This window comes from Albidovulum sp., assembly GCF_041919395.1.
Lineage (GTDB): Bacteria > Pseudomonadota > Alphaproteobacteria > Rhodobacterales > Rhodobacteraceae > Albidovulum.
On sequence record NZ_JAYRTX010000086.1, the window covers coordinates 1 to 14,622 of the forward strand.

Consider the following 14,622-nt stretch of genomic DNA (forward strand, 5'->3'; position numbering starts at 1 on the left):
CGCAACGCCCAATAAACCCGTCACCACCATCCGCCATGACAAATCTCCATCTGCTCACGCAGACCTTCTCGCAGGCCCGTCACGCGTCAGGAATACATCAATTCAATGGGTTGGAGCCGCCGCTTACACCGCACCAGCATCCGCTCGAACTCCGGCACGTCGTGGAAGAACTCCTCCACCTGCGTCTCCGAGGCGAAGCCCATTACCCGCTCCACCCCGGCCCGGTTGTACCAGGACCGGTCGAAGAGCACGATCTCGCCCCCCGCCGGCAGGTGGGGGACGTAGCGCTGGAAGTACCACTGCGTCTTCTCGCGGTCCGAGGGCGCGGGCAGCGCCACCACCCGCACGACGCGGGGGTTGAGCCTCTGGCTGATCCGCTTGATGACGCCGCCCTTGCCCGCCGAGTCGCGCCCCTCGAAGATCACCACGACCTTTTGCCGGGTGTGCTGGACCCAGTCCTGAAGCTTGATGAGTTCCGATTGCAGCCGGATCAGGCTTTGGAAATAGGTGTGGCGGTCGATCGTGTCGGGGTGGCGGGTCTTGTAGATGCGCTTGATCTCGAGCGAGAGGACCGCGTCCTCCAGTTCCAGCTCGAAATCCTCGTCGAGCGTGTCGGCGAGTTCCGCCTCGAGCCAGTCCTGCGAGGGGTGGGTGTCGTCGGGGGCGGTCATCGGGTGCTCCGTGGCGTGGGTTGGCCGGTTGGAGCATGGGTCCGTGACGTTTGGGTGACAAGGGGGTGAGGTGGGTGTGGAGTGGCCGCGCGGCCCCCTCCCTCTCCCTCCCCCACGAGGGGGGAGGGAAGCGCTTGGTCGGCGAGGTCCGGAGGCGGGCGCAGGACTGGCGCATAAAGTGGAGGCGGCTGCTTCGGGTGGGGTTTCGCTGCGGTCAGAGGACCGGAAAGGGACGTGCCAGTGGCACGTCACCCGGTCCGATTGCCCGGAGGTGCAAGCCGGAGGGCAAGGGGCTCTCCGCTGGCGCTGTCGGTTGAAAATCGGGGCGCGTCTGCCTGGGGTGAGACCGGATCAGAAACGGTCCAGTGGACCGTTTCCCGGTCGAACGCCCGACCGTGTCGGGCGGCCCGGGAGCGCGCGGTAACGCGCCTGCCGGGGGGTGATGCGGGATCAGCAAAGGTCCTGTGGACCTTTGCCCCGAAGAACGCCCGCCCCGTGGGCGGGCCGGGTGGCAGGCGCGGCCGTCGAGGCAATGCCTCGACTTGTCGCGGGACAAATCGGGCGGGTAGGATAACCGAATCTTTCTGCGAACACTTGAAAAATCCGGCCCCAAAAAGATAGCTTCTCCAATCAGTTCTCACTCCATAGGTGCAGATTGTCGTTTACTTACCGCGAAACTCAAATTGTCAAAGGCATGCTCGCACGAGGCGACAAGCAGCACGATATTGCAGCGTTCTTCGGAGTTAACGGTGGCCGGGTCGCGGAAGTTGCCAATGGCTCATGCGATTATCCGACCGCACCTGCGGCGGAGGAAAGCAAGCTGCCACCTCCCGGCCCATACGTTTCGCTGCGAACGGTATTCGAGGTGCGCGAGATATTGAAAGAAGCGGTGGAACTGATTGCCGGTGCTGGTGATGTTTCTGGAGAGTCTGAGCTCGCACTTGATGCGCTGCAAAATGCAATCAAGAAACTGGCATAGCTCCATCTACACCAGCCTTTCCACCTCCTTCGCCGCCCGCACGAAATCCGCAAACAAGGGATGGGGCGCGAAGGGTTTGGATTTCAGCTCGGGGTGGAACTGCACGCCGATGAACCAGGGGTGGTCCTGCCACTCGACGATCTCCGGCAGTCGCCCGTCGGGCGACATGCCGGAGAAGATCAGGCCGCAGGCCTCGAGTTTCTCGCGGTACTTGATGTCCACCTCGTAGCGGTGGCGGTGGCGTTCCTCGATCTCGGTTGCGCCATAGACCCCGGCGACCTTCGAGCCGGCCTTCAGATGCGCGGTATAGGCGCCGAGCCGCATTGTGCCGCCCTTGTCGTCGCTGGCCTTGCGGCTGACCATGTGGTTGCCCTGCACCCATTCCTTCAGGTGATAGACGACGGGCTCGAACCGCTTCTCGCCCTTCTCGTGGTCGAATTCCTCCGATCCCGCGCGGGTCAGGCCGGCGAGGTTCCGCGCCGCCTCGATCACCGCCATCTGCATCCCGAGGCAGATGCCGAGATAGGGGATCTGCTTTTCGCGGGCGAACTGGGCGGCCTTGATCTTGCCCTCGGTCCCGCGCTCGCCGAAGCCGCCGGGGACGAGGATTGCGTGGAAATTCTCCAGCCAGGGCGCGGGGTCCTCGCGCTCGAAGATCTCGGCGTCGATCCACTCCGCCTTGACCCGCGTCCGGTTCGCCATGCCGCCGTGGGTCAGCGCCTCGGCGATCGACTTGTAGGCGTCCTCGAGCTGGGTGTACTTGCCGACGATGGCCACCCGCACCTCGCCCTCGGCATGGGTGAGGCGGTCCATCACGTCCTCCCAGCGGTCGAGGTTCGGCTTCGGCGCGGGGCTGATCCCGAAGGCGTCGAGCACCGCCTGGTCGAGCCCGGCGCGGTGGTAGGCGAGGGGGGCCTCGTAGATCGAATTGAGGTCGTAGGCCGGGATCACGCTGTCGGGGCGGACGTTGCAGAAAAGTGCGATCTTCGCCCGCTCCTTCTCCGGGATCGGGTGTTCGGAGCGACAGACGAGCACGTCGGGCTGCAGGCCGATGGAGCGAAGCTCCTTGACCGAGTGCTGCGTCGGCTTGGTCTTCAGCTCTCCGCTCGCCGCGAGGTAGGGCAGGAGCGTCAGGTGCATGAAGATGCACTGGCCGCGCGGCCGGTCCTGGCTGAACTGCCGGATCGCCTCGAAGAAGGGAAGGCCCTCGATGTCGCCCACGGTGCCGCCGATCTCGCAGAGCATGAAATCGACCTCGTCGTCGCCGATGGCGATGAAGTCCTTGATCTCGTTGGTGACGTGGGGAATGACCTGGATCGTCTTGCCGAGGTAGTCGCCGCGGCGCTCCTTCTCCAGCACGTTGGAATAGATGCGGCCCGAGGAGATGCTGTCGGTCTTGCGGGCATGGACCCCGGTGAAGCGCTCGTAGTGGCCGAGGTCGAGGTCGGTTTCCGCCCCATCATCGGTCACGAAGACCTCGCCATGCTCGAAGGGCGACATGGTGCCGGGATCGACATTGAGGTAGGGATCGAGCTTGCGCAGCCGGACGGAAAACCCGCGTGCCTGGAGAAGCGCGCCGAGGGCCGCCGAGGCGAGGCCCTTGCCAAGCGAAGAGACCACCCCGCCGGTGATGAAAACGTAGCGCGCCATGCGGTGAACTCCCCGTGAGTGCCTCAGGTTTCTGGGTTGGCCGCATCGCGCAAGGACACGGCATCACGGGAGTCAAGCAGTAACAGATTCGCGATCCCCCCGCAACCGGACCGCAAAGGGTTGTGCCCGGCGAAGCCGAGCGGGCAAAGCGTTGTGGTGGCTCAGTTGGCTGGCGGCGGTGCGGCCGGGGCGTCGGCGGAAGGCGGCGTGACCGGTGCATCCGCGGACGGCGGCGGCAGGAGATCGCCCACGGGCAGCGCCGGGGTCGACGGCGCGGCCGGCGCATCGGCGGGTGCCTCGCCCGCGGTGTCGAGGACCGAACCGCCCTTCGACTTCTCGGCGGCGAGGATCGTCAGCGTGATCGATGTGGCGATGAAGGCGGCCGCGAGAATCCAGGTGAGCCTGGTCAGGGCGTTCGCCGCGCCCCGCGCCGAGAAGGCGCCCCCGCCGGAGAGAAGCCCGCCGCCTTCCGAACGCTGCAGGAGCACCACGCCGATCATCATCAGGGCGATGATCAGATGGACGGTGAGGAGGACGTTTTCCATGAACGGGGCCTTTGTCACGTGCCGACGCGCCTATCTAGGGCGATGCGCCCCGCGCCGCAACCCCCTCAGTCATGGCGGCTCCGGACCCGGCTCCGCTCCGCCGCGGACCGCTACCGGGCGACGTAGTCGACGAGTTGGCCGATGTCGAATTCCCGGTCCTCGATGATGCGCTTCATCAGGTCGCCGATGGAGATCATGCCGACAAGGCGCCCTCCGGCCATGACCGGAAGGTGCCGGATGCGGTGCTCGGTCATCAGCGCCATGCAAAGGTCCACCGTCTCGTCGGGCGAGACCGTGATCACGTCGCGCTCCATCACCTCGCTGACCCGCGTGCCGGGCGAGGCGCGGCCCTTCAGGAAGACCTCGCGGGCGTAGAGCCGCTCGGTGAAGATGCCGACGAGCCGGTCCCCCTCCGTCACCAGAACCGCGCCGATGTCGCGCTCCGCCATGAGCCGGAGTGCGGCGAGCACCATGTCTTCGGGCCCGACGCGGTGGATGTCGCGGCCCTTGGCGTCGAGAATGTCGCGAACAAATGCCATGCTGAGACCTCCGACTGAGACTGCCCGCGGCCCCCGAGCGCCGGACGGTGTCCGGCGGCACGAACCCATCATGATATATCATGCGCCCGCTTCCGCCGCGTGGCGTTGACCTGCGTCAATGGTCGACGCAGCCCGGCGCCGGGGCCGGGGGCCGGGGCCGGGGGCCGGGCCGGGGGCCGGGGGCCGGGGCGCCAAGATTGGGGTTCCGTCGGCTCGCCGGCATCGCTATACGTCTGCCCGTTTGCCGGATCAGGAGAGTGAGCGATGGCCAATGTCGTTGTGGTGGGCGCCCAGTGGGGCGACGAGGGCAAGGGCAAGATCGTCGACTGGCTTTCGGAACGCGCCGACGTGATCGCGCGCTTTCAGGGTGGCCACAACGCGGGCCATACGCTCGTCGTGGGCGGCGAGGTCTACAAGCTCAACGCACTGCCCTCGGGCGTGGTGCGTGGCGGAAAGCTCAGCGTCATAGGCAACGGCGTGGTGCTCGACCCTTGGCATCTGGTCTCGGAAATCGCGGCGATCCGCGAGAAGGGGGTTAAGATCAGCCCCGAGACACTGATGATCGCCGAGAACACGCCCCTGATCCTGCCCTATCACGGCGAGCTCGACCGCGCGCGGGAGGCGCAGGCGAGCGTGGCCAAGATCGGCACCACCGGGCGCGGCATCGGCCCGGCCTACGAGGACAAGGTGGGGCGCCGGGTGATCCGCGTGGCCGACCTTGCCGATCCCGCGACGCTGGAACTGCGCGTCGACCGCGCGCTCGTCCACCACAACGCCCTGCGTTCGGGCCTCGGGCTTGCCCCGATCGACCGGGCGGCGCTTCTGGCGAAGCTGAACGCGATCGCGCCCGAAATCCTGAAATACGCCGCCCCGGTCTGGAAGGTGATGAACGAGGCGCGCCGTGCCGGCAAGCGCATCCTCTTCGAGGGCGCCCAGGGCTCGCTTCTCGACATCGATTTCGGCACCTATCCCTATGTCACCTCCTCGAACGTCATCGCCGGGCAGGCGGCGACCGGCGTCGGCCTCGGGCCGGGCGCCATCGGCTTTGTCCTCGGCATCGTCAAGGCTTACACGACCCGTGTCGGCGAGGGGCCTTTCCCGACCGAACTGAAGGATGCGGACGGCGAAAGGCTTGGCGAGCGTGGCCGCGAGTTCGGTACCGTTACCGGGCGCAAGCGCCGCTGCGGCTGGTTCGACGCGGTCCTCGTGCGCCAGACCTGCGCCATTTCCGGCATCAACGGCATCGCGCTCACGAAGCTCGACGTGCTCGACGGGTTCGAGACGATCCGGATCTGCACCGGCTACAAGCTTGACGGGCGGACGCTCGACTACCTGCCGACCGCCGCCGATGCACAGGCGCGCTGCACGCCTGTCTACGAGGAGGTGGAGGGCTGGAGCCAGTCGACCGAGGGCGCGCGGAGCTGGGCCGACCTTCCCGGCGCGGCGGTGAAGTATGTCCGCCGGATCGAGGAACTGATCCAGTGCCCGGTGGCAATGCTCTCGACAAGCCCCGAGCGCGACGACACGATCCTCGTCACCGATCCCTTCGCCGACTGAGCGCGGGCCAATGGCTCTGTCCTACCGCACCCGCCGCCGCCTGTCGGCCCTGATCCTTGTGGTTGGGCTGCCCGCCTATATCGTTGCGGCGGTGACGCTGACGGGCTTGATCAACGACCGCTTCGGGCGGCTGCCAGTCTTGGCCGAGCTTGCCGTCTATGTGATCCTCGGCTTCCTCTGGGCGCTGCCCTTCCGCTTCGTCTTCCGAGGCATCGGCAAGCCCGATCCGGAAACGGAAATGGAGCGGTCCGGGGACCGCTCCGCCTGACACGCGGGTTCCCGAGGGTGCCGGTTCAGTGCGCCACCCGGCGCGCCTGTTCCATGAAGCGCGACGACTCGGTGATGGTGAACTGGCCGCGGCTGATCTTCTGGATCTTGCCCTGGCGGAGCAGCATCCCGAAGGAGCGCAGGCCATCCTCGCGGCTGAATTCCTCCTCCTCGGCGAAGTTGGCGATCTTCTTCAGGAGATGCGGGCGCGAGAAATGCGGCAGGCCCTCGACCGTTGCGGTATAGGCGGCCGCGGCTTCGAGAAGCTCGGCAAGGTCCGTCGCGCCGAGGCGGTCGGCGAACTCGGCGAAGCTCCTGGCCTCTTCGGGCGAGAGCGGCGACTCGTCGTCGAAATCCTCCTCGACCTCGGAAATCGACAGGGCCGCGGCGCCGATCCGGCGCGGGCGGACGGCGGCGGCGTGCCGGACCTCGTCGGCCGGAACGTCCACGCGCTGCTCGGAGACGAGCACCAGCGGCGCGGGCCGGTCGCTGAGTGCGGGACGGCGCGTTGCCGGCGTGCCTTCGGCCACCGGGCGGCGCGGACGGACCGCCTTCGACAGATCGTCGCGGTAGCGGTCGATGTCCTCCTCCGGGGCGGCCTGATCGGTCGGCATCGCCTGCGGCTTCAGCTTGCGGTCGGCCACGGTCGCGGCGACCGCTGCCTTCAGATGCGCGATGGCCGAGAAGCGGCGGCGGCTTTCGTCGCCTTCGAGTTTCGACTTCGCCTCTTCCATGAGCCGTTCGACCGAGGCGTCGCCATCGCCGGCGTGGTCCTCGAGGATCGTGCGGCCCTCGTGAGAGTCGCGGCGGGCGTCGCGAGCCATCGCCGCGAGATCGCGCGACAGGGCCTCGTCGTCCTCCGTCTCGTCGTGCGAGGCGGCGATGGCAGCGCCGATCTCTGCGAGGATCGCCGCGTGGTCCTCTTCCGGCTCCGCGTCTGCGGCATCGTCGGTCTCGACCGCCGCGGCTTCCTCCGGCGCCTCCGCGAGGTCTTCCTCGAAGCGCTCCTCGCCATCCTCGTCTTCGGTCAGCGCGGCGAAGATCGCGGCGTGCTCGACCTCCTCCGCGGCGTCGGTGTCTTCGGCTGGTGCCTCGGGGGTGGCGAGGATGAGAGGATCCTCGTCAGCCGCGACTTCCGCTGCGGCATGGGCCTCCGTTCCGGCGGTGACAGGAGCACTTGCCTCGGCCGCCGGGTCATCGACCGCCTCGACGGTCGCTGCCTCCGGCTCGGCGCCACGGCGGATGTTGATGACGCGGGCGCGGGCGCGCTCGAAGAAGCCGGGCCGGCGTTCGGCGGGTCCGGCCGCCTGCGGGCGGGCGGCGGGTTCTTCCGCAGCGTCCGCGACGAAGTCCTCGTCGTCCTCGTCGCCCTCAAACTCCGCTTCGGCCTCGTCCTCGGCGCTCTCGTCTTCCTCGTCCGCCTCCACGCGCCAGCCGGCGAGGTCGAGCGCGTCGAGCCGGGCGTCGTCCTCGGCGACGACATCGCCTGCCGCTTCCGGCGCCGTCGCGGCATCGGCCGCGATCCCGCCATCGGCACCCATCAGCGTCGCGACGGCAAGCGCGGCGTAGTCGTCGTCGTCGAAGTCCTCATCGGAGAGCAGCGCTTCGGCGGGCTCGGCCTCGGCCGCCGTCTCCTCGCCGGTCAGGTCCTCGATCTCTTCCGGCACGGCGGCCGCTTCGACCTCGGCGGCGCGTTCGGCAACCTCCGGCTCGACCTCCCATTCGGCGGGCTCGCCAGGCTCGGACGCCCCGGTCACGGGTTCTTCTTCGTCTTCTGCTTCGGTTTCCGCGACCGCCTCGTCGGCCGTATCCGCGTCGAACTCGGGTTCGGCGGCGGCCTCGGGCACCACCGGCGCGGCCGGACGCGAGACCGGGAAATCGTCGAGTTCCAGTTCGAAGCCGAAATCGTCGTCCACCGTCGCGGCGGAGTCGAACTCTGCCTCGGCAACGGCCTCCTCCTCGAAGGCAGTCGGCGCCATGTCCTGCGCGTCCTCGAAGACGGTTTCGTCGGCGGCCGGGACGGGGGCGGCCTTCGCGGCCTGGGCCGCGGCGATCACCGCCCGGATGCGCGAGAGTTTTGCGGCGACATCGCCCATGTCGTCGATCGCGGCTTCGGCCGCCGGTTCGACGGTCAGGGGGGCGGCTGCCTCGGCGGCAGGCGCGGTGACGCGGGCGAAGACCTCGGCCTCCGCGGCGTCCATGGTCTCCTCGGTGAGGTCGTCGTAGTCGGATTCGGGGGCAGCGGCGGGCTCGGCGGCCGCCGTGGCGAGGGCCGCGGCGGAGGTCGAGACCGACGGGGCAACGGGCGCAGGTTCCGCCACCGGGGCGCGGGCCACTTCGGCCAGCGGAGCGGCGGGCGCGGCGACGGCCTCATCCCTGGCGCGCAGGACAATGCCATGATCGCTCACGCGGGCCTCGACACGGCGCTGGTTCTCGCGCTCGGCGATGCGGTGGAGCATGTCGGCGTCGGGTGTGGGAGGCGTCGCGCCAAAGAAGCGGTCCTCGGCGGCGAGATCCCGGAAGTATTCCGCGATCGCCCGCATCGTGTTGAAGGGATCGTCGAAACCTTCCAGCGTGCACGAGAACGTGCCGTAGGAAACCGTCAGGATCTTGCTTGCACCGACCATGGGATGCTCGCCTTCTTTCTATTGCCTGCCCGATGAGGCTGGCTCCGAACTAGCGCGTCAGCGTGGACAAAACCGGGTGAATTGAAGGATTTTTTCTGGCCGACATTGTGTTATTGCGCCTTAATCGCCATCAATCCTGCCATGATAACCGATATTGTCCAATCCTCGTCGCCAGTGACACTGGTGGGCGCGGGGAGCCTCGCCCGGGGCGCGCTGGCCGCGGCGCTGCAACTCGCGCCCTGCCTTGTAGCGGCTGATGGTGGCGCCAATGTGGCGGTCAGTGCGGGGCATGTTCCCCATCGCGTGATCGGCGATCTCGATTCGGTGAGCGCGCGGACCCGCGCCGCGGTGCCCGCTGCACGGTTCCTCCATGTGGCCGAGCAGGAAACGACCGACTTCGAGAAATGCCTGATGCGGATCGAGGCGCCCTATATCCTGGGGCTGGGCTTCGCGGGGCCCCGCGCCGATCACACGCTTGCCGCGTGGAATGCGCTCGTGCGCCACCCCGGGCGGCGCTGCCTGATCCTGACGGCGCGCGACGCGGCCTTCGCCGCGCCGCGCCGGATCGCGCTCGACCTCACGGCCGGCACGCGTGTCTCGCTCTTCCCGATGGCGGCGGTCGCGGGGCGCGCGACGGGACTGAGGTGGCCGATCGAGGGGCTCGACTTCCGCCCGGACGGCCGGATCGGCACCTCGAACCAGGCCGAGGGACCCGTCGATATGGCCTTTGCCAGGCCGGGGATGCTGGTGATCCTGCCCCGCGCCGCCCTTCTGGCGGCGATCGAAGGGCTCAGGCAGGCAGTTCCGTGGTGAGCCCGCGGGTGCGGGCCGTCACCCTTTCGCGGTGGATGATGTAGAGCCCGGAAGCGACGATTATGGCGATGCCGGCGACCGTCAGCGCGTTCGGCAGGTCGCCGAAGACGAGATAGCCGAGGACCACCGCCGTCACGATCTCGAGGTAATGGAGCGGGGCGAGCGTCGAGGAAGGGGCGAAGGCGAGGGCATAGGTGATCGCCATGTGGCTGACCGCCGAGGCGAGGCCGACACAGAAAACCCAGAGCCAGAAGATGCCCTGCGGCAGCGCGAAGGTGGTCGAGGGTTCGCCGACCGCGGTGCCGAGCGCGAGGAGCGGCACGCAGATCAGCGCGGCGAGAAGTGCGGTATGGAACTGCATCGGCACCGGATGGACGCTGGCCGAAAGCGTGCGGGTGACGAGCATGTAGAAGGCGAAGCTGACGGCAGTGCCGAGGGGCAGGAGCGCCACCGCGCCGAAGGCCGCGAAGGACGGCTGGATGACCAGAAGCGAGCCCACGAAGCCCACCACGGAGGCGGCGAGCCGTCGGGGGCCGACCTCCTCGCCAAGCGCGAAGCGACCGATGAGGAGGATCACGAAGGGCTCCACGAAGACGATGGCGAGCGCGTCGGCGATGGGCATGACGCGGAGGGCCGCCACGAAGCAGTAGGTCGAGGCGACGAGGAAGAAGGCGCGCAGGGCGAGAAGGCGGAAGGCGCGCCGGCCGAGGCCGAAAGACAGGCCCATGAGCAGGACCACGGGCGCCATCAGTGCCGCCTGCACGACGCCGCGGCCGAACACGATGACGCCCACGGGCACGCCCGCGCCGGCGAGCTTGGAGGCCACGTCGATCAGGGGCGCGACGATGCAGAAGGCGATCATCAGCGCCACGCCGGGCAGAATGCGGTCGGTCCGGGTCATGACCCCCGGCTACAGGGAGGGCTGTGCCGCGTCCATTCCGAAAGCGACCCCGTGCGCCCGTGGGTGCCGGTTTTCCGGCGGCGGTGCGGCTCCGGTGCCGAGATTTTCCGCGTGATCTCGGACCCCCGGATCAGCAGTTCGGGACGTTCACCGCGAGCCCGCCAAGCGAGGTTTCCTTGTACTTCTCGTGCATGTCGTGCCCGGTCTGGCGCATCGTCTCGATCGCGGCATCGAGCGGCACGAAGTGCTGGCCGTCACCCCTGAGCGCGAGCGAGGCGGCCGAGACGGCCTTGATCGCGCCGAGCGCGTTCCTTTCGATGCAGGGCACCTGGACGAGGCCCTTCACCGGGTCGCAGGTCATGCCGAGGTGATGTTCCAGCGCGATCTCGGCGGCGTTCTCCACCTGCTCGGGCGTGCCGCCAAGGACGGCGCAGAGCCCGGCCGCGGCCATCGCGGCGGCGCTGCCCATCTCGGCCTGGCACCCGCCCTCGGCGCCCGAGATCGAGGCGTTGTGCTTGCACAGCCCGCCGATGGCCGAGGCGGTGAGCAGGAATTCCCCGATCCGCGTGGGCGAGGCGCCGGGAACATGGTCGAGCCAGTAGCGCAGCACCGCCGGCAGAACGCCCGCCGCCCCGTTCGTCGGCGCGGTGACGACCTGGCCGCCCACCGCGTTCTCCTCGTTCACGGCAAGCGCGTAGAGGCTGATCCAGTCGTTGATCGTGTGCGGCGGCACGAGGTTCAGACCGCGTTCGGCCAGCAGCGCCTCGTGGATCGCCTTGGCGCGGCGGCGCACCTTCAGCCCGCCGGGAAGGATGCCCTCGCCCTTCAGGCCGCGCTCGATGCAGCCGTCCATCACCTGCCAGAGCCGGGCAATCCCGGCGTCGATCTCGCCCACGCTGCGGAAATGGCGTTCGTTGGCGCGCTTCATCTCGGCGATGGACTTGCCCGAGGCCGCGGCCATCGAGAGCATCTCGGCCGCGGTCTCGAACGGATAGGGGACGCCGGAGGGGGCCGCGGCCGTCTTGTCCGCCGCCGCAAGCTCGGCCGCGGTCACCACGAAGCCGCCGCCGATGGAGTAGTAGGTCTCCTGCAGGATCACGTCGCCCTCGGCGTCGGTCGCCATCAGGATCATGCCGTTGGAATGGCCGGGCAGCCGCTCGCGGTAGTCGAAGACGAGGTCGGTGTCGGGCCGGAAGGCCAGCGTGGGCAGGCCCGGGGGGGTAACGGTGCCGGACTCCGCGATGGCCGCCATCGCCGCCTCGGCCTTCTCGTGATCGTAGCTGTCGGGCAGAAAGCCGGCGAGCCCGAGGATCGTCGCGCGGTCGGTGGCATGGCCCTTGCCGGTGAAGGCGAGCGAGCCGTGCAGCGAGGCGCGCAGGCCCGCGGGGTGGAAGGGCGAGGCGCGCAAGGTCTCGAGGAAGCGCGCGCCCGCCACCATCGGCCCCATCGTGTGCGAGGAGGACGGGCCCACGCCCACCTTGAACATGTCGAAGACGGAGAGGAACATCGTTGGTCCTTTCAGGTGGCGCTGCCCTCGGGAGGGGTCGCGTAGGAGGGTCTCGTGAAGATGGTGGGCCCGAGCCCTTCCGCAAGGGCCGCGGCCAGCGCGGAGCGTCGCGCTTCCATCGCCGCGGCGAGGCTGTGAAGGGCGGGGAAGGCGGCGAGGTCGAACCAGCCCGCGCCGTCCTCGGGATAAAGCGCGAGCCAGCGCATCAGCGGCGCGAGGTAGCAGGTGAGGACCGAGGGCGCGTCGGGGCGGCACCAGGCGGGGCGGCCGGCGGCCATCGCGTCGACGAGCGCGAGGTGGCCGGCGATACGCACGCGGGTGGCGGCGGAGAAGGCGGGGAGCGCCGCCTCCGATCCGGCGTAGCGGTCGGCGTAGAAGAGCGTCCGCATGTCGGCGTGCAACGTGTTCGAGGTGAAGAAGAGCCACTTCAGGAAGTCGCCTCGTCCCTTCGAGCCGGGGGCCGGGGCAAGCGCGCCGTGGCATTCGGAAAGCCAGAGGAGGATCGCCCCGGTCTCGAAGAGCGTCCCCTCGGGCGTCTCGAGCGCCGGGATCAGCCCGGCGGGATTTAGCCGGCGGTAGGCGGGCGTGTCCTGGGCGCGGGTGCGGCGGTCGACCAGCCGTGTCTCGTAGGCAAGCCCGATCTCCTCGAGCGCGAGGCGCACGATGAGCGAGGCGTTGTCGGGGGCGTAGTGGAGAATGTACATGCGCGCGGGTCCTGTCCGCGCCGTTATCGGCCCGGCGCGGCCCGCGCGCCGTGCGAAATACGACCTCCCGGGGAGAAAAGCGCGCGGGAGGCCGGGCCGGGTCCCTTCCCGCGATGTGCGATTTGCCGCTCGCGCCCGGGCCATGGGTTCCTTATAACCGGGCCAGGACCGAAACGGAGAGAGTGATGGCCGCTGACCTGTCCCCCGTCGAACGGGCGAAGTTCGTCGCCGCGAAGAAGGCCGTGGATTTCGTCGAGAGCGGGATGCGCGTCGGGCTCGGCACCGGGTCGACGGCCGCCTGGATGGTGCGGCTCCTGGGCGAGCGTGTGCGGCAGGAGGGCCTCAGGATATCCGGCGTGCCGACATCGAGCCGCACCGCGGCGCTGGCGCGGGCCGAGGGAATCGAGGTCGTCACGCTCGACGAGGCGCGCTGGCTCGATCTGACGATCGACGGGACCGACGAGTTCGACGGCGAATTGAACCTCATCAAGGGCGGCGGCGGGGCGCTCCTTCAGGAAAAGATCGTCGCCACCGCCTCGGACCAGATGATCGTCATTGCCGATACCGGCAAGGAGGTCGCCCGGCTCGGGGCGTTTCCCCTGCCGGTCGAGGTCATCGGCTTCGGCTGGCAGACCTCGAAGGCGCTGATCGGCGAGATGCTCGCCGCGCTCGACGTGCTCGGCCGCGAGATCACGCTGCGCATGGACGGCGACCGGCCCTATACGACGGACGAGGGCAACCGCATCCTCGACCTTCACCTCGGCAGGATCGGCAACGCGCGCCAACTCGCGCTCGCGCTCAACCAGGTGCCGGGCGTGGTTGAAAACGGGCTATTCGTAGATATCTGTGACCGGGTCATCATCGGCCATGGCGACGGCCGGGTCGAGATCAGGGACATCACGACCGGCACGGTCGAACGCGGGCGGATCGAGATTGCGGAAACCGAAAACGTCTTCACCGATCTCGGCCGCTGAGCCGGCAAGGCCGGGCCGGCAGCGGCACGGGCAGGAGAGGGGACGGATGGCCTTCGACTACGATCTCTTCGTCATCGGCGGCGGCTCGGGCGGGGTGCGCGCGGCGCGGATCGCGGCGGGCGAGCATGGCGCGAAAGTCGCGCTGGCCGAGGAAGACCGCATGGGCGGGACCTGCGTCATCCGCGGCTGCGTACCGAAGAAGCTGATGGTCTTCGCATCGTCCTTCGCCGACACCTTCGGCGAGGCGCGCGCCTATGGCTGGGACGTGACCCCGGGCGAATTCGACTGGCGGGTGTTCCGGGGCCGGCTCGACGCGGAACTCGACCGGCTCGAGCGCGCCTATCGCGCGGGCCTCGACACGGCCGGCGTGACAGTCTTCGATACCCGCGCGACGGTGGAGGACGCCCACACCCTGCGGCTGGCGGACGGCGCGAGGGTGACGGCGCGGCACATCCTCGTCGCGACTGGCGGGCGGCCTTTCCTGCCGGGCATCGCGGCGGCCGCGGGGGCGCTGACCTCCAACGACATCTTCAAGCTCGACAGGCTGCCGGAAAGCGCCCTGATCGTCGGCGGTGGCTTCATCGCTTGTGAATTCGCCTGCATCCTCAACGGGATGGGCGTGAAGGTCACGCAGTTCTACCGGGGCGAGCAGATCCTGCGCGGCTTCGACGGCGAGGCGCGGGGCCATATCGCCGAGCACATGCGCGAGGCCGGCATCGACCTGCATGTCGGCTGCGACGTGATGGAGTTGGAGCGGGTGGCGGGCGGCACCCGCGTCACCGCGACCAACGGGCACGAGACGGTCCACGAGGCGGTCATCTACGCCACCGGGCGGGTGCCGAATACCGAGGGCCTCGGGCTCGAGGCGACCGGCGTCAGGCTCGGCCG

13 protein-coding genes and 1 pseudogene are annotated in these 14,622 nt (G+C 68.9%); 6 read left to right on the forward strand and 8 right to left on the reverse strand.

The annotated features are described in order from the left end of the window. Positions 1–128: 128 nt before the first annotated feature. Positions 129–671 (reverse strand): annotated as a pseudogene (locus ACMUOO_RS13435) (polyphosphate kinase 2); the annotation flags it as partial. A 655-nt stretch (positions 672–1,326) separates the two neighbouring features. On the opposite strand from ACMUOO_RS13435, the gene ACMUOO_RS13440 reads away from it, so the two are divergent. Continuing rightward, entirely contained in the window at positions 1,327–1,650 is a 324-nt protein-coding gene (locus ACMUOO_RS13440; protein ID WP_413855501.1) for a hypothetical protein, read from the forward strand. 6 nt (positions 1,651–1,656) lie between these two features. Here the strand turns inward: ACMUOO_RS13440 and ACMUOO_RS13445 are convergent, their stop codons facing one another. From ACMUOO_RS13445 to ACMUOO_RS13455, 3 genes are all read right to left on the reverse strand, one after another. Beyond that, entirely contained in the window at positions 1,657–3,300 is a 1,644-nt protein-coding gene (locus ACMUOO_RS13445; RefSeq protein ID WP_301917295.1) for a CTP synthase, read from the reverse strand. Positions 3,301–3,461: 161 nt separating this feature from the next. Next, the gene (gene secG / locus ACMUOO_RS13450; protein WP_301917294.1) at positions 3,462–3,845 is read right to left on the reverse strand and encodes a preprotein translocase subunit SecG; all 384 of its coding nucleotides are present in this window, start codon (positions 3,843–3,845) and stop codon (positions 3,462–3,464) included. 110 nt (positions 3,846–3,955) lie between these two features. Continuing rightward, positions 3,956–4,384, reverse strand: a complete 429-nt coding sequence (locus ACMUOO_RS13455) for a CBS domain-containing protein (protein WP_413855503.1) — start codon at positions 4,382–4,384, stop codon at positions 3,956–3,958. 264 nt (positions 4,385–4,648) lie between these two features. On the opposite strand from ACMUOO_RS13455, the gene ACMUOO_RS13460 reads away from it, so the two are divergent. Both ACMUOO_RS13460 and ACMUOO_RS13465 read left to right on the forward strand, forming a co-directional pair. Beyond that, a complete protein-coding gene (locus tag ACMUOO_RS13460) occupies positions 4,649–5,941 on the forward strand; it encodes an adenylosuccinate synthase (protein ID WP_301917292.1) in 1,293 nt (430 codons plus the stop codon). Between the two features lie 10 nt (positions 5,942–5,951). Continuing rightward, entirely contained in the window at positions 5,952–6,209 is a 258-nt protein-coding gene (locus ACMUOO_RS13465; protein WP_301917291.1) for a DUF2842 domain-containing protein, read from the forward strand. A gap of 25 nt (positions 6,210–6,234) precedes the next feature. Here the strand turns inward: ACMUOO_RS13465 and ACMUOO_RS13470 are convergent, their stop codons facing one another. Next, positions 6,235–8,835 carry a hypothetical protein gene (locus ACMUOO_RS13470; RefSeq protein ID WP_413855506.1) on the reverse strand — a complete coding sequence of 867 codons (2,601 nt, stop codon included), beginning with the start codon at positions 8,833–8,835 and terminating at the stop codon, positions 6,235–6,237. Between the two features lie 141 nt (positions 8,836–8,976). On the opposite strand from ACMUOO_RS13470, the gene ACMUOO_RS13475 reads away from it, so the two are divergent. After that, positions 8,977–9,648, forward strand: coding sequence for a thiamine diphosphokinase (locus tag ACMUOO_RS13475; RefSeq protein WP_301917289.1), 672 nt, complete (start codon positions 8,977–8,979; stop codon positions 9,646–9,648). On the opposite strand, the gene ACMUOO_RS13480 is transcribed toward ACMUOO_RS13475, so the two are convergent. The 3 genes from ACMUOO_RS13480 to ACMUOO_RS13490 all read right to left on the reverse strand — a co-directional run bounded on the left by ACMUOO_RS13480 (position 9,626) and on the right by ACMUOO_RS13490 (position 12,760). Further along, the gene (locus tag ACMUOO_RS13480) at positions 9,626–10,549 is read right to left on the reverse strand and encodes a DMT family transporter (protein WP_301917288.1); all 924 of its coding nucleotides are present in this window, start codon (positions 10,547–10,549) and stop codon (positions 9,626–9,628) included. The genes ACMUOO_RS13475 and ACMUOO_RS13480 overlap by 23 nt on opposite strands. A gap of 130 nt (positions 10,550–10,679) precedes the next feature. Continuing rightward, positions 10,680–12,056 (reverse strand): L-serine ammonia-lyase, encoded by a 1,377-nt coding sequence (locus ACMUOO_RS13485; protein WP_301917287.1) that lies wholly within the window; start codon positions 12,054–12,056, stop codon positions 10,680–10,682. Between the two features lie 11 nt (positions 12,057–12,067). Beyond that, on the reverse strand, positions 12,068–12,760 hold the full coding sequence (locus tag ACMUOO_RS13490) for a glutathione S-transferase family protein (protein WP_301917286.1): 693 nt from the start codon (positions 12,758–12,760) through the stop codon (positions 12,068–12,070). Positions 12,761–12,945: 185 nt separating this feature from the next. On the opposite strand from ACMUOO_RS13490, the gene rpiA reads away from it, so the two are divergent. Beyond that, positions 12,946–13,734, forward strand: a complete 789-nt coding sequence (gene rpiA / locus ACMUOO_RS13495; RefSeq protein ID WP_301917285.1) for a ribose-5-phosphate isomerase RpiA — start codon at positions 12,946–12,948, stop codon at positions 13,732–13,734. Positions 13,735–13,780: 46 nt separating this feature from the next. Next, the coding region (locus ACMUOO_RS13500; RefSeq protein WP_413855509.1) for an FAD-dependent oxidoreductase at positions 13,781–14,622 on the forward strand (842 nt) is incomplete at its 3' end.